This window comes from Terrilactibacillus laevilacticus, from assembly GCF_006517395.1.
Classification (GTDB): Bacteria; Bacillota; Bacilli; order Bacillales; family Sporolactobacillaceae; genus Terrilactibacillus; species Terrilactibacillus laevilacticus.
Window position 1 is genome coordinate 70,767 of the sequence record NZ_VDCY01000003.1, and the last position, 26,128, is coordinate 96,894.

The 26,128-nt window shown below is 37.3% G+C and carries 26 protein-coding genes; 4 read left to right on the top strand and 22 right to left on the bottom strand.

Annotation, left to right across the window (positions count from 1 at the left end; all coding sequences use genetic code 11):
• Nucleotides 1-255 precede the first annotated feature (255 nt).
• The gene (locus FG390_RS05270) at nucleotides 256-486 is read right to left on the bottom strand and encodes a YrhC family protein (RefSeq protein WP_141189996.1); all 231 of its coding nucleotides are present in this window, start codon (nucleotides 484-486) and stop codon (nucleotides 256-258) included.
• Between the two features lie 457 nt (nucleotides 487-943).
• On the opposite strand from FG390_RS05270, the gene FG390_RS05275 reads away from it, so the two are divergent.
• Nucleotides 944-1,354 carry a DUF4064 domain-containing protein gene (locus tag FG390_RS05275; RefSeq protein WP_141189997.1) on the top strand — a complete coding sequence of 137 codons (411 nt, stop codon included), beginning with the start codon at nucleotides 944-946 and terminating at the stop codon, nucleotides 1,352-1,354.
• Nucleotides 1,355-1,397: 43 nt separating this feature from the next.
• On the opposite strand, the gene FG390_RS05280 is transcribed toward FG390_RS05275, so the two are convergent.
• The 5 genes from FG390_RS05280 to FG390_RS05300 form a co-directional block, all read right to left on the bottom strand.
• Nucleotides 1,398-2,531, bottom strand: coding sequence for a bifunctional cystathionine gamma-lyase/homocysteine desulfhydrase (locus tag FG390_RS05280; protein ID WP_141189998.1), 1,134 nt, complete (start codon nucleotides 2,529-2,531; stop codon nucleotides 1,398-1,400).
• Between the two features lies 1 nt (nucleotide 2,532).
• Nucleotides 2,533-3,456: a PLP-dependent cysteine synthase family protein gene (locus FG390_RS05285; protein WP_141189999.1), complete on the bottom strand. Its 924-nt coding sequence runs from the start codon at nucleotides 3,454-3,456 to the stop codon at nucleotides 2,533-2,535.
• Nucleotides 3,457-3,475: 19 nt separating this feature from the next.
• Nucleotides 3,476-3,940 (bottom strand): S-ribosylhomocysteine lyase, encoded by a 465-nt coding sequence (locus FG390_RS05290; RefSeq protein WP_141190000.1) that lies wholly within the window; start codon nucleotides 3,938-3,940, stop codon nucleotides 3,476-3,478.
• Nucleotides 3,933-4,637 (bottom strand): 5'-methylthioadenosine/S-adenosylhomocysteine nucleosidase, encoded by a 705-nt coding sequence (gene mtnN, locus FG390_RS05295; protein WP_141190001.1) that lies wholly within the window; start codon nucleotides 4,635-4,637, stop codon nucleotides 3,933-3,935. Before mtnN ends, FG390_RS05290 begins: the two co-directional genes overlap by 8 nt.
• Before the next feature lie 236 nt (nucleotides 4,638-4,873).
• Entirely contained in the window at nucleotides 4,874-5,452 is a 579-nt protein-coding gene (locus FG390_RS05300; protein ID WP_141190002.1) for a YrrS family protein, read from the bottom strand.
• Between the two features lie 831 nt (nucleotides 5,453-6,283).
• Here FG390_RS05300 and FG390_RS05305 point away from each other — a divergent pair.
• Nucleotides 6,284-6,499 (top strand): KTSC domain-containing protein, encoded by a 216-nt coding sequence (locus FG390_RS05305; RefSeq protein WP_181406385.1) that lies wholly within the window; start codon nucleotides 6,284-6,286, stop codon nucleotides 6,497-6,499.
• A 350-nt stretch (nucleotides 6,500-6,849) separates the two neighbouring features.
• Here FG390_RS05305 and greA read toward each other — a convergent pair whose 3' ends face one another.
• From greA to FG390_RS05385, 16 genes are all read right to left on the bottom strand, one after another.
• Nucleotides 6,850-7,323, bottom strand: a complete 474-nt coding sequence (gene greA, locus FG390_RS05310; protein ID WP_141190004.1) for a transcription elongation factor GreA — start codon at nucleotides 7,321-7,323, stop codon at nucleotides 6,850-6,852.
• A gap of 101 nt (nucleotides 7,324-7,424) precedes the next feature.
• A complete protein-coding gene (udk, locus tag FG390_RS05315; protein ID WP_141190005.1) occupies nucleotides 7,425-8,063 on the bottom strand; it encodes a uridine kinase in 639 nt (212 codons plus the stop codon).
• Nucleotides 8,064-8,081: 18 nt separating this feature from the next.
• A complete protein-coding gene (locus FG390_RS05320) occupies nucleotides 8,082-8,738 on the bottom strand; it encodes an O-methyltransferase (RefSeq protein WP_181406386.1) in 657 nt (218 codons plus the stop codon).
• 100 nt (nucleotides 8,739-8,838) lie between these two features.
• Nucleotides 8,839-9,930, bottom strand: a complete 1,092-nt coding sequence (gene mltG, locus FG390_RS05325; protein ID WP_181406387.1) for an endolytic transglycosylase MltG — start codon at nucleotides 9,928-9,930, stop codon at nucleotides 8,839-8,841.
• Between the two features lie 174 nt (nucleotides 9,931-10,104).
• Entirely contained in the window at nucleotides 10,105-10,404 is a 300-nt protein-coding gene (locus FG390_RS05330) for a DUF1292 domain-containing protein (protein ID WP_141190008.1), read from the bottom strand.
• A gap of 6 nt (nucleotides 10,405-10,410) precedes the next feature.
• On the bottom strand, nucleotides 10,411-10,836 hold the full coding sequence (ruvX, locus tag FG390_RS05335) for a Holliday junction resolvase RuvX (protein WP_141190009.1): 426 nt from the start codon (nucleotides 10,834-10,836) through the stop codon (nucleotides 10,411-10,413).
• A 9-nt stretch (nucleotides 10,837-10,845) separates the two neighbouring features.
• Nucleotides 10,846-11,088 carry an IreB family regulatory phosphoprotein gene (locus tag FG390_RS05340; RefSeq protein ID WP_141190210.1) on the bottom strand — a complete coding sequence of 81 codons (243 nt, stop codon included), beginning with the start codon at nucleotides 11,086-11,088 and terminating at the stop codon, nucleotides 10,846-10,848.
• 108 nt (nucleotides 11,089-11,196) lie between these two features.
• Nucleotides 11,197-13,854: an alanine--tRNA ligase gene (gene alaS, locus FG390_RS05345; RefSeq protein WP_141190010.1), complete on the bottom strand. Its 2,658-nt coding sequence runs from the start codon at nucleotides 13,852-13,854 to the stop codon at nucleotides 11,197-11,199.
• 309 nt (nucleotides 13,855-14,163) lie between these two features.
• Entirely contained in the window at nucleotides 14,164-15,222 is a 1,059-nt protein-coding gene (locus FG390_RS05350) for an AI-2E family transporter (protein ID WP_141190011.1), read from the bottom strand.
• A gap of 457 nt (nucleotides 15,223-15,679) precedes the next feature.
• Nucleotides 15,680-15,877, bottom strand: coding sequence for a YrzR-like zinc ribbon domain (locus tag FG390_RS05355; RefSeq protein WP_141190012.1), 198 nt, complete (start codon nucleotides 15,875-15,877; stop codon nucleotides 15,680-15,682).
• A gap of 219 nt (nucleotides 15,878-16,096) precedes the next feature.
• Complete coding sequence (gene recD2, locus FG390_RS05360) at nucleotides 16,097-18,559, bottom strand: SF1B family DNA helicase RecD2 (protein WP_141190013.1); 2,463 nt, start codon at nucleotides 18,557-18,559, stop codon at nucleotides 16,097-16,099.
• 10 nt (nucleotides 18,560-18,569) lie between these two features.
• The gene (locus FG390_RS05365) at nucleotides 18,570-19,235 is read right to left on the bottom strand and encodes a tetratricopeptide repeat protein (protein ID WP_141190014.1); all 666 of its coding nucleotides are present in this window, start codon (nucleotides 19,233-19,235) and stop codon (nucleotides 18,570-18,572) included.
• A 353-nt stretch (nucleotides 19,236-19,588) separates the two neighbouring features.
• A complete protein-coding gene (gene mnmA / locus FG390_RS05370) occupies nucleotides 19,589-20,722 on the bottom strand; it encodes a tRNA 2-thiouridine(34) synthase MnmA (RefSeq protein ID WP_141190015.1) in 1,134 nt (377 codons plus the stop codon).
• A 22-nt stretch (nucleotides 20,723-20,744) separates the two neighbouring features.
• Nucleotides 20,745-21,890: a cysteine desulfurase family protein gene (locus tag FG390_RS05375; RefSeq protein WP_141190016.1), complete on the bottom strand. Its 1,146-nt coding sequence runs from the start codon at nucleotides 21,888-21,890 to the stop codon at nucleotides 20,745-20,747.
• Between the two features lie 283 nt (nucleotides 21,891-22,173).
• The gene (gene cymR / locus FG390_RS05380; protein WP_141190017.1) at nucleotides 22,174-22,596 is read right to left on the bottom strand and encodes a cysteine metabolism transcriptional regulator CymR; all 423 of its coding nucleotides are present in this window, start codon (nucleotides 22,594-22,596) and stop codon (nucleotides 22,174-22,176) included.
• On the bottom strand, nucleotides 22,541-23,248 hold the full coding sequence (locus FG390_RS05385; RefSeq protein ID WP_258311573.1) for a YczE/YyaS/YitT family protein: 708 nt from the start codon (nucleotides 23,246-23,248) through the stop codon (nucleotides 22,541-22,543). Before FG390_RS05385 ends, cymR begins: the two co-directional genes overlap by 56 nt.
• Nucleotides 23,249-23,820: 572 nt before the next feature.
• On the opposite strand from FG390_RS05385, the gene FG390_RS05390 reads away from it, so the two are divergent.
• Nucleotides 23,821-25,158, top strand: coding sequence for an AAA family ATPase (locus FG390_RS05390; protein WP_141190018.1), 1,338 nt, complete (start codon nucleotides 23,821-23,823; stop codon nucleotides 25,156-25,158).
• Between the two features lie 145 nt (nucleotides 25,159-25,303).
• Entirely contained in the window at nucleotides 25,304-26,020 is a 717-nt protein-coding gene (locus FG390_RS05395) for an RsfA family transcriptional regulator (protein WP_141190019.1), read from the top strand.
• Nucleotides 26,021-26,128: the final 108 nt, after the last annotated feature.

Here is a 26,128-nt window from a genome sequence, read left to right on the forward strand (position 1 = left end):
TTAGTGATCTTTCAATTAAAGTATACCTTTGTCATTTTCGAATGTAAAGCCCATAAATCGATTTTTCCCATTTTTTTCTGAAACCTGCTTTCTAATAACATCATGTTTGGTTATAGACTAAAGAAACTTGCCTACTTAGGAGCCGATAAGGCGCAGACAGCGGCCTAAGCCCGCACTCATACTTTGTACCCTTAAATTTTTATACTTTCTTAAAGTGCAAAAAGCACTTACTCTCTAGCAGTAAAGTAAGTGCTTTTAGATTTCATTTAATTTATTTTTAGCGACTCTCATACGCCAATATGTGAAAAGGGCCAATATAATGCCGACTAGACTGCTAACCATTAATATTTCAACTTTACCTTCGGTCTTCCCTTCAAATGGGATAACAGTTCCCGAATATAAAAATGCACTGAGAAAGGTAAAGATAAAACTTAGACGTTGGTAATCTAATACTTTTAATTCTAAATTTCGACGCTCTATATTCATATCTCTATCCCTCCAGACCTACTTTAACATGATTTTGAAAAGGTTAAAACTAGTAAATGTTACTAGCTTGTGTTCCAAACTTTTTAGAATCATGGTAACATGAGATTGAAGTTCAATAATTTGCATACATAACATATGAATAGTTATAAGGTCATTTTATAAGAGGTTGTTCAAAAAGTCACCAAATGATAACTTACGAATCTCGGCGCCCGCTTATTCTTCCAGTCCTCATGTAGCGAATACAAGAGGATCGCAAGCTACAAACGTTTACGTCCTGTTGCTGGCGCCGAAGCTACCACAACGCGAGGAATGTCAGTCCTAAGAAAAACTTGTGCCGCTCTGCCTAGACGCCCAGGACGGGCTAGTACTGGCGTTCTGGCAGGATGCCAGCTTACTTAGCCAGTAACCCTTTTCATTTGTCACCATTTTGAACACGCACTATAAAGGAGGTTATAATATGATCAAGAGAACAGGTGAATTGACGCTAACGATACTGGGCATGATTATCGCCCTTATGATCTTTATTTTTGGTATTTTTGCTAAAACACTTAAAAACACACAAGAATTACAAGACCTGATCAAACAGAGTAATGCGACAAACAATGCATCCATTACAGCTGACGATATGGTTCAAGCTGTACACATGCTAGGTACTTCATTAATTCTATCAGGTATTCTTGGGTTTATTATCGCACTTGTTGCTATTTTCTTTATTAAAGGTAATAAAAAACCAAAATTGGCAGGAACACTACTTATTATCGCCGCTCTTATTACAGTCATCTTGTCTGTTGGTATTGGGCTATTGGTTGGAATCTTATTTTTGATTGCGGCTATTATGTGTTTTGTTCGGAAACCAAAAACAATTTAAGTTTAATCCTTCCTTCATTTGAAGGAAGGATTGCTTTTAAATTTTAATCAAGTGCTTTGGAGAGATCTTCAATTAAATCATCCCCATCTTCAATGCCGACTGATATCCGGATGAGACCATCAGTTATTCCGAGTTTATGGCGAATATTTTTTGGAATAGAAGCATGAGTCATTTTTGCTGGAACTGAAATTAAACTTTCAACTGCACCAAGACTTTCAGCTAATGTGAAATATTTAAGTCGTTTTAATACATGATTAACATGCTCCTCGGATCCAACATCGAAACTGATCATACCTCCATACCCCTGGGCCTGTTTAGTCTGTATATCGTGACCTATATGATTTTCCAAACCTGGATAATACACTTTACTCACTCGTGGATGTTGGTCAAGGTATGTGGCCAATTTTTTTGCATTCGCTTCAATGGCTTCCATTCGAATGCCAAGTGTTTTGATACCTCGAATAAGGAGCCAGGCATCTTGAGGACCTAAGATGCCTCCAACTGAATTTTGAATAAAATGAAGATCCTGTGCAAGTTTCTCTGAATTGACAACGACTAATCCTGCAACAACGTCACTATGGCCTCCAAGGTATTTAGTCGCACTATGAACAACAATATCTGCTCCGTGAACTAGCGGTTGCTGCCAGTATGGTGTACTAAATGTATTGTCTACAATTAACAGTAAATCTCGTTCATGAGCGAGATTAGAGACTGCTTTTATATCTGTAATTTTTAGTAACGGATTCGTCGGTGTTTCAAGATAAATGGCCTTCGTATTTACCTGAATGGCTGAAATAATGGCTTTTCTATCACTTGTATTAACAAATGTTGCATCGATGCCGAATTGACTAAATACTTTTGAGATCACCCTATAGGTTCCTCCATAAACATCATCCGTTAAAATAATATGGTCGCCACTCTTAAAAAGCATCATTACGGCACTTATGGCTGCCATTCCAGATGCAAAAGCATAACCCGCACTGCCACCTTCAAGGTCTTTTATTAAAGTTTCTAAAGCAAAACGTGTGGGATTTTGTGTACGAGAATACTCATAGCCTTTATGCCTTCCAACTGCTTCTTGTTCATATGTGCTCACTTGATAGATAGGTACGGATACAGCCCCAGTTAATTTATCTCCTGTAATTCCTGCATGAATCATTTTCGTTTTAGGTCTCATTTTATTTTTCTCCTCGATAAATATTTTGACTTAAATAACGTTCACTTGAGTCTGGAAAAACAGTGACAATGTTTGTTCCTTTAGGAGACACTTGTGCTTCTTTCAAAGCAGCATGAAATGCAGCACCTGATGAACTTCCCACGAGCAATCCCTCTTTATTAGCTAAATCCTGTACACGTTTGAATGCTTCATCATCTTTAATCGTATAAATTTTATCGAAATAGTTGGTTTTAAGATATGGGGGTATAAATTCCATTCCAATGCCTTCTGTTCGGTGGCTACCTTTTGGTCCGCCATTCAATATAGACCCTTCTGGTTCGACGATCATCGTCTTAATGCTTGGATTTCTCTCTTTAAGATATTCTGCTACACCCATGAATGTACCCCCGGTTCCACCACCAGCTATAAAAATATTTATTTTTCCATTTAGATCATTCCATAACTCTGGACCTAAAGTATCGTAATAGGCTTTTGGATTGGCAAAATTAGAGAATTGCTGCGGAGAATAAGAATTAGGTATATCTTTCAATAATTCATTTACTTTGTTAATGGCACCTTGCATGCCTTCTGAGGTCGGAGTATGAACAATTTTTGCACCAAGAGCTTGCATAAGTTCTTGCTTTTCAACACTAAATTTCTCTGGAACACAGAAGATAACGTGAAGACCTTGACCGATGGCGGCTAGCGCAATACCGATACCTGTATTTCCAGCCGTAGGTTCGATTATTGTACCTCCAGGCTGTACTTTACCATTCTTTATAGCATCATTTATAAATGCCAAACCAAGACGATCTTTAATACTACCACCGGGGTTAAACATTTCAAGTTTCGCGTAAATATGAACATCTTTTGGAAGTGGAAACGCCGTTATTTTTAGCAACGGCGTATGTCCAATCAGCTCATGTACACGATGATAGACTGTCATTTTCCCTCATCCTACTTTTTTAAGCGAACACTTCCGTCCACTCAGATTTATGTTCAAGCATTTTTTTTGCAATGGCTTGTGCTCCTTCTAAACTATGGCTCGCAGCCCAACCGCATTGAATTTCATTACAAGCAGGTACCTCTGTAGCTGTTAGAACGTCATTTAACGTTTTCTCTAAAGCTTGAAGGATAGCTTCATAACTATCATTATTGAGAATTGAAACATAGAATCCTGTTTGACATCCCATTGGACCCACATCGAATATATTATCAATATGATTACGAATAAACTCCGCCATTAAATGTTCAAGTGAATGAAGTCCTGGCATATCCATGTGCTCTTTGTTAGGTTGGCAAAAGCGAACATCGTACTTATAGATCTTATCCCCATGTTCACCTTGAGTCACTCCAACAAGCCTGACATAAGGCGCTTTAACTTTTGTATGATCTAAATTGAAGCTTTCTACATTCATTTTTTTAGGCATGTTCTTTCAACTCCTCTAACATAGATAATATTAATTCTGCTGAATGTTTAGCTGCAGTTACTAAATATTGATCAAACGAGATATTAGCATCTTTTCCTGCAATATCTGAAAGGGATCGAATAATAACAAAAGGAACATGAAACTGGTAACAAACCTGTGCAATGGCTGCCGCTTCCATCTCACAAGCTTGAATCGATGGAAATTTGGATTTTATAAAGTCTACGCGTTCTCCGTCAGACATGAATGAATCTCCAGTTGCGATTAATCCCTTTATAGCTTGAATGGTGTGATTGTGCTTAGCTGCTTTCTCTGCTATCGATACAAGAAAAGGATGAGGTTCAAAGCTGGGTGGCATTTGAGGTATCTGCCCATATTCATAACCGAAGACTGTTGCATCAGCATCATGATAACGAACTTCTGATGATATCACAACATCGCCAACGTTTAGTGTCTGATTAAAACCGCCCGCTGAACCCGTATTAATAATGTAATCTGGCTTCTCTTCGTGTATAAGTAATGTTGTACCAATGGCTGCGTTTACCTTGCCGATACCTGATTGTAATAATACAATATCAAAAGGTCCGATCTGGCCTGTATATCGTTTGTTACCTAATATCTCTTTTTCCATCCGATTTTCAAGTTTTTGTTTTAGTATTTCAATTTCTTCTTCCATTGCTCCAATAAGTCCTATTTTCATTACAAACCTCTTTCTATGATTATTATATTACTATGATTCATTCATTATATGGTTACATCCACCTAACATCAAGTTGTAGGATTTATCGACATTGATAAAATATCCTTTTTCAAAGTCCATGTGACTTTTCCTGGATTGGATAAAGAATAGATTCAAAAATATCCTGATCACCCCTTCAAAATAAATTAAGACTTAATATAAATAAAGATGCCCTCAAAAAAAGGCATCTTTTTCGATTATTCAGAAGGTTTTTTTACACTCTCAGCTTCCCATTTTCCTTTTTTATACTCAAGGTGTACAACATATTTTTGACTTGGGGCATCTTTAGGTGCCACTCGACCAAGTGAACTATTTGGACCTCCTCCATTACCAAGCCAGTATACTGTCATATTTGATTCAGGTATTCCAGTAGCCTCTGACATGGCTTTAATCTGAGCATTCCAGTCCGCCGTCCCTTCATCGTATGATGTTACATGTTCTTCTGAAGATTTATCATTTGTTTCTTCATTTGATTCTTCATTGGTGGTGTCTGAACTATTTATTGTACTTTCATCTGGATTATTTGATACTCGATTGTCATCATTTTTACTTGATGAGTCATTTTTTGTATCTTTATTATTAGAGCTAATGTGTTTATCATTCACTTGTTGGTGTGTAGGTGCAGCTTCTTCACTTGATGTTTTTAATAACATGGCTACGAATATACAACCTACAGCAAGAATTAAGATTGAAACAATGGAAATCGACCATTTTAATGCTCGATCAGACGTTCTTTTATGTCTAGAAGAACGCGATGGAGACTTGTCCGTTCTCATAAACGATGTCCTCCTTGAATCGTAATAATCTTATTGTACCACTTCATAAGGGTACAGACTTAAGATTAATAGTTTAGAATATTAATGAAATAAAGTAATCCTTTTGATCGATGATTAACTATCGATGAAATACTTATAAGTTTTTCGTCTCATTAGAGAGAATCATGACCGCCTAACATAGAAAAATTCTTTTAATTCTAAATTGACCATAACTAATACTCTTAATATATGCAAATGAGTTCACTACATTCAAGTTTTTACATCTCTTTATTATAGCGCGTGGTTAAAAAAGTGACAATTAGAAGGGTTACTGGCTAAGTACGCTGGCATCCTGCAAGAAACGCCAGAACTAGCCCGTCCTGGGCGTCGGAAGGCTAAGAATAAGAACGGCGCAGTTCCTTAGGACCGGCATTCCACATGATGTGGTAGCTTCAGGCGCCAGCGTGAGCGATTTTAGCCAGCGATTCTCTTGTATCCACTACATGAGGACATGAAAAACAAGAGGGCGTCGAGATTCGCAGCTTATCATTTGGTGACTTTTTGAACAACTTCTTAAAGTACGTGTTCAAAAAGGTGACAAATTAGAAGCAAGAAGATCAAGGCGGCGCTGTTTTGAGGACCGGAATGTAGGTTTTTACTACATGAGGACCGGAAAAACAAGCTAACGCCGAGATTCGCAGCTTATCATTTGGTGACTTTTTGAACAACTTCTTATTATAGCGATTAAATAGAAAAATATAAAATTATTGTCTAATAAACACTTTTTTTGGCATATAGCAGGAAATAAAGCATATGATCTATAATATGTTATGTACAGGGAGGGAAATGGTTATGAATTATACCACTTTTAATCGAGCACTTTCCGAATTGACGAGCTTCGATACCATTGGTTATGATCGGAAAACGATGCAATTAAAGGTTTTATTTTTCGATGGGTCAACAAAGACTTTCACAGAAGTCGCTGAGAAAATCATCTATGAATTTCTAATAACAGATGATAAAGAAAATTACTATCAAACAACCCTGAGCCAATTTCCAATGTTATGATGCTTTGTGGTGACTAAATTCATTTAATTTTTCATACAGAGGCTAAACTCTTATGGGACGATTCGACAACTATACTAAATAGAAAAGATCCGTTTAGACTGAATGACCTTCTTTCGTCATTCAATGTTAACGGATCTTCTTTATTAATAAGTGATAATGGAAAAGTTCATTTCTAGCTCATTCGTGCAGAGCAAGACTTTACTCGACTGATCAACTGCCTGTAAAGGTCCGATTGGTTCAAGCTTTCCATCAGTGGGGGATAACGTAGGCTAAAAACGCGACGTCCTGTCGTAACGCCTGCACTAGCACATCCTGTGCGTCGAAAAACCCCTACTTATGGAAGTTTGACTTTATTTGACTGAAACAATTTTCACACGAATGTCGCCACCAGGAGTTGAAACGCTCACTTCTTCACCGACAGAAAGTCCAATTAAACTTTTCGCCATTGGTGAATCATTAGAAATTTTACCTTCAAAAGGATCAGATTCAGCACTACCAACGATCGTGTATGTTTCTTCATCCCCATCAGGTAATTCTTTAAATGTAACTGATTTACCTATCTTCACAACATCTGTTGATTCATCATCTTCAATAATAACCGAATCGCGAATCATTTGTTCAAGTTGTGCAATACGTGATTCAACAAAGGCTTGTTCATCTTTTGCCGCATCATATTCAGAGTTCTCTGAGAGATCACCAAAACTACGAGCGATTTTAATTCTTTCAACAACTTCTTTTCTTTTTTCGGTGATTAAATGTTCTAATTCCTGTTCAAGTTTTGCTTTACCTTCAGCTGTCATATAGTGCATTTTTTTTTCAGCCATAATGAAATCCCCTCTCAATCTTCTAAATAACACAGTTATCGTTAAGTTTGTTTAAATGAACCTCTTAATTGAATATTGAATGTCTATTTAGTGTAAATCCTTTATGAAAAGGAATCAACTGATTCAAGCACAGATCTTATTTTGGTCACCATTAAGTCAATCGCAACCAAGTTTTGGCCACCTTCTGGAATGATGATATCCGCATAACGTTTGGTTGGCTCAACAAATTGAAGATGCATCGGTCTAACGACATTTAAATATTGGTTAATAACCGATTGTAATGTCCGCCCACGCTCCTCCGTATCACGAAGTATTCGTCTGATGATCCGTAAATCGGAATCCGTATCAACAAAAACCTTGATATCCATTAAGTTACGGAGTCTCTCATCTTCAAGAATGAGAAAGCCCTCCAAAATGATGACATCTTTTGGTTCGACAGGAATAATTTTATCAGATCTTGTGTGTACTGTATAGTCATATACTGGCTTTTCAATGGACTTGAATTGAAGGAGCTTCTGAATATGTTCAATAAGGAGGTCATTATCGAAGGCAAATGGATGATCATAGTTGGTTAGAAGACGTTCCTCCATAGATTTTTCATCCTGTGCTTTATAATAAGCATCCTGTTCCAGAACAGCGACGGATTGCTTAGGAAAGCTTCGGCATATCTCCCTTGCTACGGTTGTTTTACCTGAACCAGATCCTCCAGCAACACCTATAATAATCGGCTTTCTATCCATTCCGTCCTTCCTTTCTAATTAAGCTTTAACTTTAAACTCTTTGCCGCTCTTTTTTGTACTAATTGCAAGTCCATCTCCCAATGTAAGAAAAACAGTTGAATACTCATCCTGTTTGCTTAACCATTGATTAAATTGATCCATCTTTCGCCCAAGCCGTTTTGCACGTCTATTTTCCAAGTTGTCAGGCTCAATCACAAGACCATGAAATAAGATATTATCGGAAACGATGGTCCCCCCATCAGCTAAAAGTGGGGAATATAAATCAAAAAACTTTTGGTACTGAACTTTTGCAGCATCAATAAAAATTAAATCGAAAGGTCCGTTATTTTTTATTTCACTGAATAGTTCAACTGCATCACCAAAAATAGGGTGTATAGCTTCTTCAAGTTTTAAATTCTTCACATTTTCACAAGCTTCTTGGTACATCGCCTCATCTCGCTCAATCGTGTAAATAATAGGCTCTCTATTAGATAAATGCATTTTAATGGCTGAGAAACCTACCGCAGTACCAATTTCCAAAATACGTTTTGGCCCTAACCAACGAATCAATTGTTGTAAAAAAGCCATGGATTCACGCTGCATAATGGGGATGCCACGCTCTCTTGCCTCTTTCTCAATTCTTTCAATAGCTACATCATCGCCTGGTACAAAGGAGGCAATGTAGCTTGATAGCACTTCATAATCCAGTTTTCACTCGCCCCTTTCAGGCATAATGGTTAATTTATCCCGCTTAAAAGGGCAGATAAACCATATACCCTCTGATTGAAATTTCACCTTATTGAGATTCCCATTCATGTTTGTACTTGTTAACTATAGCTTCATGATCCTTGTAAGAGTTTGCAAATAGAATTTGGCCATTCGGTCTAGCATAAAAGAACAACGCCTTTGTATTTATTGGATTTAGAACAGCCTTTAATGATTTTTCACCCGGATTATTGATAGGACCAATAGGAAGACCTTTAATGTGATACGTGTTATAAGGAGACTCTATTTCTAATTGATGATAAAACACTCGATTCAGGTGATCTTGGTATGCATATGCTACTGTTACATCACTTTGTAAGTGCATATTTTTTTTAATTCGATTTTCAAAAACACTAGAAATTTGTTGCTGCGCTTTATAATCTCCTGCTTCTGCTTCGACGACTGATGCAAGAGTTAAGGCTTTATGCAAGGAACCTAGATCGCTTTTCTTAATTTGGTCTATGTATGGTTCATAAACAGTCTTTGATGCTGACAGCATTTTATTAATGACATCATCGAGTGTGACTTTGTCTTTCTGAAACCGATAAGTCGCAGGAAATAGGTATCCTTCAAGTGGATATTTAATCCCCTTTCGTAGAATATCTTGTGATAAAAATGGATACTTCGTCATATAATGTGTCTTAATATACCTTTTATCACTCATTAAACGAAGAATATGTTTGCTGCTTTCACCTGTAACTTGAGCAATTCTAGGTGCGATATCTTTTAACCACAAACCTTCAGGTATAACCAGAACGTGTTTATATTTTTGCCTCCCTTGGTGGATATCTGAAATGATTTGTCTAGATGTCATAGAAGGTGACAGAAAATAAGAGCCTGCAATAAAACCGTTCACATGTTCATATTTCACATAATACTTGAATAACCACGCATGACGAATAAGACCTTCTTTTTCTAGGATTTTACCAATGTCTTGTGTTGTTGCCCCGGGTGGGATGGTAATTAATTTTTCCTTTTTATTCGATACTTGCACAGGTTTCATTGAATGATAAAAATAGGCCATTCCTGATCCGAGAAGGACTGCAATAACAAAGAAACACGAAAGAATGATAATAAACTTTTTACGATATCGATTTTTTGAATTTTGATCGGCATTCGACAAAACTTGAACTCCTTTCAGCCATACAAGGTAACGAATAGATGTATAAAAAATTAAACCAAGAGAAAAGGCTCCTGTGAGCTACACAAGGATGCCTTCCCCTAACGTTAAATTTGCACAAGAAGGATTATAATGGGGCTTTGTCATGATCATGCTCCCCGTATGATCCTCTTCGCTCTATTCAGAGAATGTATTAATCATTTCTTCGACCATTTCCCATTCAGCGTCAGTTTCTATTGGAAATAGTTTAAAATCATCATCTTTCTCTTCATACCTAAAACCAAAAACTTCTTGTTCATCATCTTCATCATCTGCTGCTTCAGAAGGTGTAACAACCATATATGATTTATTCGTTTCATTTACGTCAAACGTAAAAAGAATATCAAAAAGATGGTCTTCTCCTGTGTCTGGGTCTGGAATTATAATTCTTTCTAGTTCTTCTTCGTGTCCATGTTCGTGATTATGGTGTTCATGCATTGTTATTCATCCTTTCATGCCATGCCGATCAAGATAACTTTGCAGAATCAAGACCGCCGCCATTTTGTCAATTACTTTTTTTCTTTTTTTTCGACTCACGTCTGCTGTTATTAGCATTCGCTCAGCCGCCATTGTCGTTAAACGTTCATCCCAAAGCTCAACTGGTAAGTGGTATTTTTTTCTGATTCGTTCTGCAAAAGTTTGACATGCTTCACCAGTGGGGCCAATCGTTCCATTCATATTTTTTGGTAATCCAACAACCACCTTGTTGACTTCATACGTTTTGATTAAACTCGTTAATCTTTCGTCAATGACGTGTTTATTATGTTGTTCATAATGTATTGTTTCAATTCCTTGAGCTGTAAAACCAAGAGCATCGCTAATCGCTACACCTATGGTCTTACTGCCGAAATCAAGACCCATCGTTCTCATTGATATATCTTAGTCCTCTCGTTTTTCATTAAGATACGCTGTAACCAGTTCCTCTATAATCTCATCTCTTTCAATCAAACGTATAAGTTTTCTTGCATCTTTATGCCTTGGGATATAGGCTGGATCACCGGAAAGTAAATAACCTACAATTTGATTAATTGGATTGTATCCTTTTTCTTGAAGGGCATTGTACACTTGAAATAATACTTCACGCGCATCATGTTTATCTTCTTCATTAAAATTGAACTTCATGGTTTTGTCCAATTCATCATCCCCCAGGTGAAACAATTTTTATTAATCCTACCGTACCCAATCATGTTTTTATCATTAGATGGTTTTCACCACAATGATTAGAAACTATTACTTGATTTTGGCCGCGTCCTTAATGGATTCTGAGACACTATTTAAAGCTTCTTGTATTTTATCCGGGTTTTTACCGCCTGCTTGTGCCATATCAGGACGACCTCCTCCGCCACCACCGCAACGGGAAGCTGCTTCTTTTATAATTTTACCAGCATGGAAACCTTTTTCGATTAGATCTTTGGATACGCCACATACAAGACTAACTTTACCTTCGTGGCTTGCAGCAAGCAGGATAATACCCGATTGTAATTTGTTTTTTAGTTGATCCACCATCGTTCTAAGTTGGTTCATATCTGAAACCGACACTTGCTTAGCAAGATATGGAATACCATCTTGCTCTGTGACAGAATGAATTAAATCACCAGCTTGAGATTGACTGATTTTTGCTGATAATGCATTATTTTCTTTTTCCAGCTCTTTCATTTGTCTCTGAAGAAGTGTGATTCTATCTGGAACATGCTCCCGATTCGTTTTCAAGAGCTTAGCACCTTCATCAAGCGTGTAAATCTCCTTATTTACAAATTCATAGGCTGCTTGTCCTGTTACAGCTTCAATTCTTCTAGTCCCTGCACCAATGCCGCTTTCGGACACGATCTTAAATTGACCGATGAAGGCTGTATTTGTAACATGACAGCCTCCACATAGTTCTAAGCTGTAATCCCCTACTTGTACGACTCGGACAATGTCTCCATATTTTTCCCCGAAGAGAGCCATTGCCCCCATTGCCTTAGCTTCTTCAATCGGTTTCTCAGAAATGTTAACCTGAAGTTGATCCCAAATTTTTTCATTAACGATTCGTTCAATCGTTTGTAATTCTTCTTCAGTAATTTGTCCAAAATGAGAGAAGTCAAAACGAAGTCGGTCAGGTGTCACAAGAGACCCCGCTTGATTCACATGAGTTCCTAAGGTATCTTTCAATGCTTGATGAAGCAAATGTGTTGATGTATGGTTTTTTTCTGTATTTAAACGTTTTTTCCTGTCAACGACAGCCTTAAAAACATCCCCAGTGTGAACAGAACCTTGTTTCACAAGGAGCGTATGCATATTTTGACCATTCGGTGCTTTGTGCACAGATTTAACTTCTAATATTGCTGAATCATTGACAAATTGACCTTGATCCGCAACTTGACCACCACTTTCTGCATAAAACGGTGTTTGATCGAAGAAAGTGAGAATTTCTTCACCTTGTTCCGCTGAGTCTACTTTCTGATCGCCTTGAATAAGAACATTTAATGTCGAAGAGGTAGTCAAATGATCATATCCTACAAACTGGCTAGGTACATTAATTGACCCAAGAAGTTCACTTTGGACATGCATAGACCCTTGATCTTGTCTAGCTTCTCTGGCGCGAGATCTTTGTTGGGCCATTTCTTTTTCAAATCCTTCATGATCCACCTCTAGGCCTTTTTCTCTAGCATATTCTTCCGTAAGCTCGACAGGAAATCCAAAGGTATCATATAAACGAAAGATATTTTTTCCAGAAAGCTTTGTTTCGTTATTTTCTTTTGCTGTATCAATCATACCTTCTAAAATAGTTATACCTTCAGTAAGGGTTTCATGGAAACGTTCCTCTTCAGTACGTACCACTTTTTGAATGAACTCGGCATTTTTTTCGACTTCAGGGTAGAATGATTTCATAATACGACCAACGATTGGGACTAACTTGTACATAAACGGATCCTTAATATTCAACTGAAGGGCATATCGCACAGCTCTTCTGAGTAACCGTCGAAGTACATATCCTCTTCCTTCATTAGACGGGAGCGCCCCATCACTAATGGCAAATGTCACGGTTCGAATATGGTCAGCAATAACTTTGAAGGCCATGTCATCCGCTTTATTTCCAGTGCGATATTTTGTTTTCGACAGACGTTCAACTTCATGAATGATGGGCATGAATAAATCACTATCATAGTTGGTATCGGCCTCTTGAAGAACACATACCATACGTTCGAATCCCATTCCTGTATCAATATTCTTTTTAGGTAATTCAGGGTATTCATTTCTTGGAAGGGATGGGATCGCATTAAATTGAGACAATACAATATTCCAGATTTCAATATAGCGATCATTTTCTATATCTTCTTGTAACAGTCTGATCCCTAAATTTTCTGGATCATAGGCTGTTCCACGGTCGAAAAAGATTTCTGTGTCAGGTCCAGAAGGGCCTTCTCCGATTTCCCAAAAATTATCATCCAATAGAATAATATGATCTGGTGAAACGCCAAGTTTAATCCAACAATTATACGAATCTTTGTCCTCAGGATAGACCGTAACAAATAATTTGTCTTTTGGCATGCTGAACCACTGATCTGAAGTTAATAATTCCCAAGCCCATGCAATAGCTTCTTCACGGAAATAATCACCAATAGAAAAGTTTCCAAGCATCTCGAAAAACGTATGATGTCTTGCCGTTTTCCCAACATTTTCAATGTCATTTGTTCTAATCGCTTTTTGAGCATTGACGATTCTCGGATTTTCAGGTATAACGGTCCCATCAAAATACTTTTTTAATGTTGCAACACCGCTATTAATCCAAAGTAGGGATGGATCATTTACAGGAATCAAAGATGCACTCGGTTCAACTTTATGACCTTTTTGTTTAAAAAAATCGAGATACATTTGTCTAATTTTTGCCGAACTAAAATGTTTCATTTAAAATACCTCCAAAACCTATTTAACACTACATGACGCGGGGTCAGTCTCCATATTTTTATCATCAAGGAATAATAGTAAAAAAGCCTTCATCCCGTTCTCCAATGAAGGGACGAAAGCATTCGCTTACGCCTTATCACCTTAAATGTTTTCAACAAACAGAGAATTTTTTGGTTCCTCTTTTTGACAGTAACGAACTTTTGTTTGACAACATTTCTATCTATGATATACTCATTCATTCTCTACATATAGTGCCATTCTATCATAATTCAACAAGAGTATCCAAACGATATTATAGGTGAGTCGAATTTATTTTGTCAACGCTCTCGTTTGCCTGTAACTTTTAATTATGACACGAAGAACAATGAAAGCTGGAACTGCAAACAACATTCCAACAACTCCACCTATTTCTCCGCCAATAATTAGCGAAAGCACAATCAGTAACGGATGAACTTCAACACTCTTCCCCACGACGAGAGGTTCAATCACATTCCCTTCTAATAACTGAATGATACCGATTAATAGTAAAACAAAGATCACTTTCTTAACTGAAATCATTGTAGCCATAAAGACAACTGGAATAGCGCCTATTAATGGGCCAAAATACGGAATGATATCGGTTATACCAACAAATGCTCCAAAAACCATTGGATACGGTATTTTTAAAATCCATAGACCAAAGAACGCAATCAATGCAAGTATCGCACAAACATAAAGTTGTCCTCGAATATATTTTCCTAAGGAATCGTCAATTTCAAACAGTATTTTTTTTGAAGAATGAGCCAATCGTTCAGGCAAAAGCTCCTTACATACTTTACCAATCTGTTCAATATCTTTTAGAAAATAGAAGGATAAAAAAGGTATAATCAATAACGTAAGAAATGAATGAAAAAACCAAGATAATGCCGATAACGCTCTTTTAACAAAACCATCTAGCTCATGTTCGAGGTTAGCCACAAAATGATTAACATGATGATGAACAGCTTCTGGCGTTGAGTCATAGACGTGATCCACTTGATGATGGTACATCGTTCCGTATTGGGATAATTCGTAATCATATCCCCTTAATTCTTTAATTAATATTGGAAATCCTTTGTATAATCCAAGACCTACTAAACCAAAAAAAACCACATATATTAAAAGAATCGCCACGGTCTTTGGTATACCATTCCTATGTAGTAATTTAACAATGGGGTGCAATAAATAACTAATTAGGGCGGCTACGACAAATGGAAAAAGTATTTTAGTTATAAAGTGAAAAATATCGGATAGAAACGGTATTAAACGATAAAATACATAGCAATTTAAAAATATAAAGAGTAAAATAGCGAGACGTTTGAGCCATTCTAGCGATGACCATTTTACCATAGTTGATCCCCTCCATAGTTTATTTTTGCCAAAAGACGCCTTTATATGTACAAAACAAAAATAAGTTTCCACTCATGTACGGAGGATAGCTTCCACTTCTTAAAAAAGAAGATGATGTTTTACTCCGAGTGATGCGATCAATTAACATCCTTTAAAGAGGTTGTTCAAAAAGGCACCAAATGATAAGCTACGAATCTCGGCGCCCGCTCGTTTTTCCGGTCCTCATGTAGTGGATACAAGAGGATCTTCAACTAAAATCGCTCACGTCCTGTGAGCAACGTTGAAGCTACCACATCATGTGGAATGCCGGTCCTCAAAACAGCGCCGCCTTGATCTTCTTGCTTCTAATTTGTCACCTTTTTGAACACGCACTTAAATTAAAGACACAAACGATGGGCAAGCAAAAAAATCGGTGTTCACACACCGATTTTTTTCCATACTATGTTATTCCCTTTATTTAAAAACCATTATTCTCTGCTTTCAATTGATTCTCATCAAACAAATCGTCAAGTGTGGTAAGTGATCCATCTTCCTCGACTTGGTTGAGTGATAGATTTCCTCCGATCAGTGTTAGTTCTATAAAACAATTCCAGCAGTAATATTGGTTCATGCCTATTTTCCCAAGATTAGAACTTGAACAGTTTGGACATTTCATCTTGCGATCCACCTCTTTATCCCGCCTTAACGGGCAGTAAGACCCCACCTCAAGATTATGAGTAGTCAAAGAAGATAGGTGGGAGATCAACTGCCCGTAAAGGTCCGATTGGTTCAAACTTTCTATCAGCGGAGGATGATGAACCCCCCCACTGGTGGAAGTTTCACTTTATCTAACGGTACGACGATAGTAATCACAGGATGTCCAATTTACTTAAATTTATACATGTTTTGATTTTACTTCAGCAGATAAAACGGAAGATTCAATGTCTTCTATTTTGGATGATGATGATTCATTCCTATTTTCATCAGGAAGTGGAAATGGAATATCATCTTCTTCTATAGGAAAAGGTAGGTCATCGTCTTCCTTAATGACGATGTCAGTGTCATTTGACACGTTTAATCTTTCTTTTAATTTATCAGCCAGATGTGAGTTTCTATTCTCATTGGTTCGCTTTTCGATGGCATACGTAAAAGCCTCGATATCTCCGCAAAGGATTAAAAATTCTTTACTTCGCGTGACTGCCGTGTAAAGTAAATTCCTTTTCAACATGCGCCGATAACTTTTAACAACAGGAAGAATGACGATTGGAAACTCACTACCTTGTGATTTATGAATTGAACAACAATAGGCAAGTGTCAATTGACCAAGATCTCGTTTTAAATACGAAACCTCAATACCATCAAACGAAACGACAACAGTTTCTTCATGATCAGTTGTTTCCTTCGCTGTGAAAATAGCGACAATCTCACCAATATCACCATTAAAAACTTGATCATCCGGATTATTTACAAGTTGAAGCACTTTATCACCGATACGAAATAGTCGGTCCCCAAATTGAAGCGTTCGCTTTTGTTCAGAAGGAGGATTAAATAATTCTTGGAGTGACTCATTAATGGCTTCAATACCCGCATTTCCCCGATACATTGGCGCTAAAACTTGGATATCCTTAGTCGTATATCCTTTTTTAATCGCACTCTCACAAACTTGACGAATGGCATTCACGATTTGAGATGGTGGACATGAGAAAAAGCTTCTGTCCTCCCTTTGTTTTCCTATATCTTTTGGAACATGTCCTTGTTTAATGGTATGCGCAAGATCGATGATGGAAGATCCTTCAGATTGACGATAAATATCGGTTAATCGAACAATTGGAATGGCTCCTGATTTTAATAAATCCTTTAAAACTTGACCGGGTCCGACTGATGGCAACTGATCTTCGTCTCCAACGATGACAAGTTGAATTTTATCTGGCAATGATTTTAACAATTGATTAGCAAGCCAGATATCAACCATGGACATTTCGTCGACAATAATGAGTTTTCCTTGGATAGGGTTATTTTCATCTCGCTCATATCCCGATCCACCTTTCCATCCTAGCAACCGGTGAATCGTAACTGCAGGTAATTGCGTCGATTCACTCATTCGTTTCGCTGCACGACCTGTTGGCGCAACTAATAATACAGGAAAAGGATTCTCCTCATCGTAATCTTTTGGATTTAAAGAAACGCCATGTAAATCTGCATAAGTATCGACAATACCTTGGATGACCGTTGTTTTTCCCGTACCCGGGCCACCTGTTAATAACAAGATAGGAGATTGAATCGCTTTTTGGATGGCATCCTTTTGGCTAGATGCATATTGCATGCCTAATTTTTCTTCAATGCGACCTAATGCAGAGAAAAATTCAGCTTCCGAAAATTCATTTTGATAGTCGGTTTGTTCTGAAAGACGTTTTATATTGGATACAATACCTTTCTCCGCATAATATAATTCTGGTAAATAGGTATTTTCATCCTCTATTACGAGTCGACCTTCTTCTTCTAAAATACGAATTTCATGCCTCAGATCTGAGTCTTCAATTTGATGGCCTTGTGTTGATAGTAATCCTTTAACTGAGTCAACTAAATCATTCTCATTTAAGAAAACGTGCCCCTCATTCATCGCATTTTCATTCAGCCAGTAAAGACATCCCGCCTGTAATCTATAGGGGTGATTTCCAGAAATGCCAAGACTTTTCGCTAATTCATCTGCCCTTTGGAACCCAATTCCCTCAATGTCTTGAATGAGTTGATAGGGATTATCCTGGACAATATCTAACGTGACATCTCCATACGCTTGATAGATTTTCATTGCCAGTTGTGAACCAAAACCGTAATCGGAAAGAGCAATCAGGATTTTTTCAAGTCCTTGATTTTTCATTAACGTTTCATAGATGAACATCGCTTTATCTTCAGGTAATTTAGGCACTTGTCTCAAACAATCAGGATTTTCCAGAATCATCGATATGGTATTTTCACCGAGTGTATCGACGACCTTTTCTGCCGTTTTTGTGCCAATCCCTGGAAATAGATCACTGGATAGATATTGAATGATTCCCGCTTTCGTTTGAGGCAGACATTTTCGGAAATGCTGAATTTCATATTGTTTCCCGTATCGAGGATGATTCTTTATTTTTCCAACAAATTGATAGCGTTCATAGAGATGGACAGACGGAAAATATCCAACGACACCGATCTCTTTTTCCTGAATCGGTTCATTTGTCTCAATAATTTTAACAATAAGTACAGTGTAACCATTTTCACTATTTTGAAAGATTAAGCGTATCGGCTCACCGATGATATATTTTTGATCTTCGGAGAATAGATCCAATGCGGGTTGATGATTATTTTCTACCTTCATGAAAAGCCGTCTATCCCTTCTTCATCTCATTCTCTAATTGTTTCAATCCATATGCTGCAAGCATATGATCTTTATTATTTTCTATAGCTTGTTTAAAATAGGTCATCGCCTCTAGTTGACGTCCCTTTCGATTAGCCACAACACCGAGATTATAGTAAGCATCTGAATGAGTGGAATCATCATGAACCACTTGTTCAAATTGCTTCCGTGCTAAATCAAGTTGATTCATTTGAGCGAGCAGCAGACCATATTGAAATCTAGCATCCGTGTCTTTTGGATTAAGTTCTATTGCACGCAAAAACGCAGCTAGGGCTTTTCCATCCTGATCGATATGATGATATGAAAGACCTAGCATATAATAGAGATCACCTTCATGGATCCCATTTTGGTTCGCACGTTCGAACAAGAGGGTCGCTTCACGGTACTTTTCTAATTCAAATAAAGCATTTCCCAACCCAAAAGCCGCTGATGCATAATTTTCGTCTATTAATAAAGCTTTATGAAAAAAGGACACAGATTGTTCTGGCTGTTTTGCCGCAAGTAACAGATTTCCAAAATTAGTATAACCAATCGGGTCTTTAGGGTTTTTCTCAATAAAATCATTAAATGTAGAAGCGGCCTCTTCGAATTGATGGTTTTTCATCAACTCTAAACCCTCTAATATTTTATCATCCATTCGTTGGACCTCCTAACTTACCGTTCAAGTGTCTTTTTTCAGTATAACAAATATGAGGTTAAGATTTCATGGAATTTACTGCAAATGATGTCGATTAAAAGAAAAATTCGAGGCAATTTAAACCTTCATTCATTCGATAAAAGTGTATATATTAAGTCGTTTGAATGACGAAGGCTGACCATATGTGAATAATTAAAGGAAGCTTGCCGATTGCGGGGCCAAAAGGTACAGACAGAGGGCTAGAATGTGTCACTACGGCTTCCCTTCGCGACAACTTGATGCTTAATCGAAGAAGATTATGCTAGTTGCACCTAAATTTTTCTACTTTCTAAAAGTGTTAAAAAACTCAACAATCAAATGACTGTTGAGTTCACAAAATCAATATTAACTTTTGTTTCTTGATTTAATACTGTACTAATCGTTCCACCACCGAGACATTTTTCCCCATCATAGAAAACAACGGCTTGACCAGGTGTAATTGCCCACTCTGGTTGATCAAAAATAACTTTAACTTCCGTATCCGATGTCATGATAACTCGTACAGGATGGTCTTCTTGCCTGTAACGAAATTTAGCCGTACACTTTAATTCCTTCTCTTTTGGAATACCATTAATCCAGTTCATTTGTTCGGCTAGCAGCCCTTCTGATTTTAATGAGGGATGGTCAATTCCTTCAGCTACATATAATATATTATTTTTTAAATCCTTGCCCGATACAAACCATGGACCTCCAGGACCTCCAATACCAAGACCTTGACGTTGACCATTCGTGTAATACATTAAACCATCATGCATGCCTTTGTATTCCCCATCAACGGTCCGAATTTCACCTTTTTGTGCCGGTAAGTATTGGCTCAAAAATTCTTTGAAGTTACGTTCGCCAATAAAACAAATCCCTGTACTATCTTTTTTACCTGCCGTAGCAAGATGATGTTCTCTAGCAATTTCTCGAACTTCAGGTTTTGTTAAACCACCTAACGGGAAGAGAGTTTTTGATAGTTGTTTTTGTGTTAATTGATTAAGAAAATAGGTTTGATCCTTGTTTCGATCAATACCCCTTAACATATTTACACCATTTTCAGTACGTTCAACTCGCGCATAATGTCCTGTAGCTACATAGTCTGCACCTAAGTTCATCGCATGGTCAAGAAAAGCTTTGAACTTAATTTCCTTATTACACATGACATCTGGATTTGGCGTTCTACCTGCTTTGTATTCATCTAAAAAGTACGTAAATACTTTATCCCAATACTCTTTTTCGAAGTTAACCGAGTAATACGGAATATCAAGTTGACTCGCTACTTTGGCTACATCTTCATAATCTTCAGTAGCTGTACATACCCCATTTTCATCCGTATCATCCCAATTTTTCATAAAGATACCAACTACATCGTATCCTTGTTGTTTCAGTAAGAGTGCAGTGACAGAGGAATCAACGCCACCAGACATTCCTACAATAACCCTTGTTTCACTGGGTGATTTCTCCAAAAGTTAAACACCGCCTTAACTCTTAATTTTTCACAAGATCTCTGACTGATTTAACAATCATTTGTCCTGCTTCTTTTACTTGTTCTAGTGATAAGTCACGACCGAAACTAATTCTAATCGAGTGACGACTTTCATCAGCATTTTTTCCAAACATGGCACTTAATACATGTGAAGGTTCTATTGATCCTGCCGTACACGCCGATCCGCTTGAAACAGCGACACCTGCAAGATCAAGTTTTGTTAATAACGTTTCTACATTAGCACCAGGAAAATAGACGTTCAGGATATGCGGGAGAAAATATTTCGGATCCCCATTTACCTTATATTCTATGCCGGATTCGTCAAATATATCTAAAAGACATTGACGAAAATGCATGTATTTCTCTGTACGAGGTGCTAAATCCTCTTTAGATAGGAGTACTGCTTTAGCTAAACCCACAATACCAGGTACATTTTGCGTTCCAGCACGTCGTTTACGCTCCTGTTCACCACCGTGTTGATAGACATCGAGTTGAACGCCTTTTCGAATATATAAAAATCCAATTCCTTTCGGTCCATTGATTTTATGTGCTGTCATCGAAAGTAAATCAATTGGTGTGTCTTGAACATCAATATCGATTGACCCATAAGCTTGTACAGCGTCAGTATGGAAAACCGCTTGATGGGATTCCAGTAAATTAGCGATATCTCGTATTGGTTGAATGGAACCAACTTCATTATTACCATACATGATAGAAACAAGAATTGTATCATCTCTGAGCGCATTCTTCAAATCTTCCATACTGATAACGCCATGTTCATTGACGTTCAAATAATCGACTTCAAATCCTAAGGTTTCCAAATACTCACACGTTTTTAATACAGCATGATGTTCAATCTTTGTTGTAATAATATGCTTTCCTTTATCTTTTCTTGAAAAAGCTGTACCAATAATCGCCATATTATCAGCTTCTGTTCCCCCACTGGTAAATACAATTTGTTTACTCTCTGTACCTAGATCTTTTGCAACAAGATCACGAGAACGCTCAATTAATTTTCTCGCATCCCGACCAAATCGATGAATACTTGATGGATTACCTGGCGTTGTTTCGTAGGCACGGATCATTTCTTCAAGTACCTTAGGATGAATGGGGGTTGTAGCTGCGTGATCAAGATAAATGGGTTCCATTTCGACACTTCCTTATAATAAGCAATATTAAATCGACTGCCTGCTAACTATGATTCATTATTCGTATGTTTCATTAAATTGAAAAGAGCTAACAACAGATTTTTAATATGGGCATGATTATTTAATGTAACCATAACTAAACTAAATACTATATCAAGTTAATTTTTTTCTCAACGTAAAGCATCATAACCTGCCATTTTATTAATGACAGGTTTCATGGTTTGCTTAATTATATATTGTATATGGATAAGTTTCGATAATCCAGTGACTCGACTTTTGACGCTTAAATATAAAACATGTAAGGATCCTGTACATGAGGATCATCATCAAAATGAATCAAATCATCTAAAGACGTTCCTTCAAGGACTCCTTTTACCGCATCTCTGATTCGAACCCACAACTCTTTCTTAGCAGGATCATCATCGTCCATAACTTCAACAGGTTGTATTGGTCCTTCGAGAACACGAATCACATCAGCCGCTGTGATTTCTTTTGGATCTTTTGTCAATACATACCCGCCATAAGCACCTCGAATACTTTTTACTAAACCCGCATTCCTAAGCGGTGCGATGAGTTGTTCTAAGTAATGTTCTGATAAATGATTCGCTTCTGCGATAGCTTTGAGAGAAAGGGGGCCTTGGCCTACATTTCTACCTAAAGCCATCATAATGGTCAGCCCGTATCGGCCTTTTGTGGATATTTTCAATGTGTGCACCTCTTCCTAAGATATGTTTAACTATATTTTCGCATATCGGAAGAATTTTTCCTACTACCGACCCAATAAACAAACCGAAAAGAATCGTTCCTATAGATACTGGGCCACCTAAAAACCACCCGATAATTAATACAAAGAGTTCCATTAGTCTACGTGTTGTTGAAAGCTTTAGACCTGTAACCTCTGTTAAGTATAACATTAAAGTATCTCTAGGACCTGCCCCGCGCTTCGCCGATATATAAATACTAATACCAATACCATTAAACGCTAAGGCTACAATAAGCATGGCTATTTGCTCACTTAAGAGAGACGGAGTTTTCATAAAAGGTAAGGACAGGAAGAAATCTAGCATAACCCCTCCTATAAACATATTGGCGAAAGCTCCAATTTGGGGTCTCTCCTTTTTCAAAATAGCAGTAAGCCCAAGAATAAACAAACCGACGATAATCGACCATGTGCCAATAGTAAGACCTAAATTCTGAAATAATCCAATATGAAAAACATCCCATGGGGCGCTTCCTAAGCTCGCAGTGATCATAAGTGCAATTCCAAAGTTCATAATAACAATACCGACAAAGAAAACAATCCAATAGACCAATTGTTCATACAAGAAACGATGACGAGCAATAAAACGAGCTTCCAATTAAAGATGCGCCTCCATTAATAATGTTATAGAATGAAATAATGAGTGAGCTTTCATCCGTTAGAATTTTTATCATATCTACCAACAATGAGCTTAAATCTTATACATCATTGGTTAACCCCACATGATCTTTCCCAAGAAATTTTTGAGGTTGACTTACTCTTCCTAGTGCATGTATAAAAGGGTGACAAATTAGAAGCAAGAAGATCGATCCTCTTGTATCCGCCACATGAGGACCAGAAAAACAAGAGAGCGCCGAGATTCGTAGCTTATCATTTGATGACTTCTAAACATCCTCTTCCTAGGATAAACTTTTGCTATTATAGCATGAAAGAATAGGAACGTATATGGGAAAAGAAAACTTTAACAAAAAAGTTCAATCGTCATCTATTGAATTAAAAAAGTTGATTATATTCACACAATATCAGATGAATTTATAAACAAAGGATGACGAACCTCTAAAAAGAACATTTAGACTAATATAATGGCAAATGATAGATAATCTACTTAACTTCACTATGAATTCCCATAAAATTAACTCCACCAAAACAACAGATTGAAAGGTTGATAATATGGATTTATTTGATTTTTCTGACAGTCAAAAAACGAATCGTGGACCTAGACCACTTGCTAGCCGTATGCGTCCAAGATCCTTAGATGAATTTATTGGACAAGAACATATCATTGGTCAGGGGCGGTTACTTCGTCGGGCGATACAAGCCGACAAACTTACACCGATGATTTTCTTTGGACCCCCTGGAACGGGAAAGACGACATTAGCTCAAATTATTGCCGCATCAACAAAAGCGTATTTCACAAAATTAAACGCTGTGACGTCGGGAGTCAATGATATCCGAAAAATAATTAACGAGGCAAAAGACCGACTTAAATATGATGAGCAACGAACCATCTTATTTATCGATGAAATTCACCGTTTTAATAAAAGTCAGCAAGATGCACTTCTACCTTCTGTAGAAGAAGGCACCATCATCTTAATTGGTGCGACGACAGAGAGCCCGATGTTTGAAATTAATGCTGCGTTACTCTCGAGATCACGATTGTTTCGTTTTTTACCTTTAAGTCATGACGATATAAAACAAATACTTAAGAATACCCTTGAAGACAAAGAAAGAGGCTATGGCCATTATCATATTAAAGTGGATGAGAATGCGATGGATCATATTGTTCAAGTTGCGGGTGGTGACAGTCGGACAGCATTACATGCACTAGAATTAGCTGTATTAACGACTCCACCTAACTCTGACGGAACCATTCATATCAATAAGGAAGTAGCTGAGGAATCGATTCAAGAGAAGATGCTTCAATATGATAAAAATGGTGATAATCATTATGATACCGTTTCTGCTTTTATTAAGAGCATGCGTGGATCAGATCCTGATGCGACGTTATATTGGCTTGCAAAAATGATCGTTGCCGGCGAGGACCCTAACTTTATTGCACGAAGAATTTATGTCCATGCCGCCGAAGATGTTGGACTAGCTGATCCAAATGCTCTTCTTATTGCACAAGCCGCTGCGTACGCAGTTCAATATGTCGGTTTTCCTGAAGCTCGTATCCCTCTTAGTGAAGCTGCTCTTTACATTGCTACTGCCCCAAAAAGTAACAGTGTGATCACGGGGATCGATCAAGCTATACAATCTGTAAAAAATGAAAAAAATGGTGAAGTGCCCCTTCATTTAAGAGATGCTCACTACAAAGGGGCCAAAAAATTAGGTCATGGTGTAGATTATCAATATCCTCATAATTTTAAAGACGGGTATGTTCCACAAGACTATTTACCTCCACATCTTAAGAACCGAAGCTTTTATAAACCAGTCAATAGAGGTTATGAGAAAACGATACAAAAACGACTTGACTATTTTACCCAACGAAAAAACGAAAAAAAATGAGGAAGAAAAGAACATCTAAAAGCTCATTGACTTCTTCAAATCTTGTTTATTAGACTCTTTTAAACACCAAATTTACTAATACGGTGTATAAAACTCTCTTCTTTTGTCAATATTTCTAGCAAAGACAACAGAAGGAGCGGTCAGAATGACAAAAGTAAGACAAGATGCATGGTCACATGAGGATGACCTCTTATTAGCAGAAACCGTATTAAGACATATCCGAGAAGGCGGGACTCAACTTGAAGCTTTTGAAGAGGTTGGCGACCAACTTAATCGTACTGGAGCCGCTTGTGGTTTCCGATGGAATGCTATTGTTAGAAGAAAATATGAGCAAGCCATTGCTATTGCAAAAAAACAAAGAAAACAGATGAAGCGAGCTGAACTAAAGCAGGCTAAAACCACTCGTAAATCATCTGGTCTTCGTCATCAACCTGAATTTTATACTGAAAGTCTTGACCTCGACGTTGAAAATAAAAGTCTTTCAACTCAAAATACATTTACAGATTCTCAAGTAGTAGAAACGGAGTCTTATCCTGTTGAGCCTACATCAATACAATTACATGATGTGATCCATTATCTACAATCACTAGATTTACATGGCCAATCAAGTGATAGACTAACAAAAGAAAATCAGCAATTAAAAGAAGAAAATGGTAAGCTAATAAACAAGATAAAAGACTTAGAAACTCAAATCGTCAAATTAAAAGAAAAACAGTTAACCATAGAAGAAGATTATCAATCACTCATTGGTATTATGGATCGTGCAAGACGAATGGTTGCGTTGAAAGATGATGAGGATGAGTTAATGGGATCCACTTTTAAAATGGATAAAAACGGGAATCTTGAAAAAATCGCCCGTTAATAAATCTTTATTAAAAATAACTCATATTAAAAGCTTTACAAGTACGTTTGGCATTAAAAAAACTCCCTTGTTTGGGAGCTTTTTAATGTATTCATATCTTTGAAGTTT

Excerpts from the sequence above, each read along its gene's own strand:
- FG390_RS05270 (WP_141189996.1), bottom strand. The coding sequence starts at position 486 with ATGAATATAGAGCGTCGAAATTTAGAATTAAAAGTATTAGATTACCAA.
- FG390_RS05275 (WP_141189997.1), top strand. The coding sequence starts at position 944 with ATGATCAAGAGAACAGGTGAATTGACGCTAACGATACTGGGCATGATT.
- FG390_RS05280 (WP_141189998.1), bottom strand. The coding sequence starts at position 2,531 with ATGAGACCTAAAACGAAAATGATTCATGCAGGAATTACAGGAGATAAA.
- FG390_RS05285 (WP_141189999.1), bottom strand. The coding sequence starts at position 3,456 with ATGACAGTCTATCATCGTGTACATGAGCTGATTGGACATACGCCGTTG.
- FG390_RS05290 (WP_141190000.1), bottom strand. The coding sequence starts at position 3,940 with ATGCCTAAAAAAATGAATGTAGAAAGCTTCAATTTAGATCATACAAAA.
- mtnN (WP_141190001.1), bottom strand. The coding sequence starts at position 4,637 with ATGAAAATAGGACTTATTGGAGCAATGGAAGAAGAAATTGAAATACTA.
- FG390_RS05300 (WP_141190002.1), bottom strand. The coding sequence starts at position 5,452 with ATGAGAACGGACAAGTCTCCATCGCGTTCTTCTAGACATAAAAGAACG.
- FG390_RS05305 (WP_181406385.1), top strand. The coding sequence starts at position 6,284 with ATGAATTATACCACTTTTAATCGAGCACTTTCCGAATTGACGAGCTTC.
- greA (WP_141190004.1), bottom strand. The coding sequence starts at position 7,323 with ATGGCTGAAAAAAAAATGCACTATATGACAGCTGAAGGTAAAGCAAAA.
- udk (WP_141190005.1), bottom strand. The coding sequence starts at position 8,063 with ATGGATAGAAAGCCGATTATTATAGGTGTTGCTGGAGGATCTGGTTCA.
- FG390_RS05330 (WP_141190008.1), bottom strand. The coding sequence starts at position 10,404 with ATGCATGAACACCATAATCACGAACATGGACACGAAGAAGAACTAGAA.
- ruvX (WP_141190009.1), bottom strand. The coding sequence starts at position 10,836 with ATGAGAACGATGGGTCTTGATTTCGGCAGTAAGACCATAGGTGTAGCG.
- FG390_RS05340 (WP_141190210.1), bottom strand. The coding sequence starts at position 11,088 with ATGAAGTTCAATTTTAATGAAGAAGATAAACATGATGCGCGTGAAGTA.
- alaS (WP_141190010.1), bottom strand. The coding sequence starts at position 13,854 with ATGAAACATTTTAGTTCGGCAAAAATTAGACAAATGTATCTCGATTTT.
- FG390_RS05350 (WP_141190011.1), bottom strand. The coding sequence starts at position 15,222 with ATGGTAAAATGGTCATCGCTAGAATGGCTCAAACGTCTCGCTATTTTA.
- FG390_RS05355 (WP_141190012.1), bottom strand. The coding sequence starts at position 15,877 with ATGAAATGTCCAAACTGTTCAAGTTCTAATCTTGGGAAAATAGGCATG.
- recD2 (WP_141190013.1), bottom strand. The coding sequence starts at position 18,559 with ATGAAGGTAGAAAATAATCATCAACCCGCATTGGATCTATTCTCCGAA.
- FG390_RS05365 (WP_141190014.1), bottom strand. The coding sequence starts at position 19,235 with ATGGATGATAAAATATTAGAGGGTTTAGAGTTGATGAAAAACCATCAA.
- FG390_RS05375 (WP_141190016.1), bottom strand. The coding sequence starts at position 21,890 with ATGGAACCCATTTATCTTGATCACGCAGCTACAACCCCCATTCATCCT.
- FG390_RS05390 (WP_141190018.1), top strand. The coding sequence starts at position 23,821 with ATGGATTTATTTGATTTTTCTGACAGTCAAAAAACGAATCGTGGACCT.
- FG390_RS05395 (WP_141190019.1), top strand. The coding sequence starts at position 25,304 with ATGACAAAAGTAAGACAAGATGCATGGTCACATGAGGATGACCTCTTA.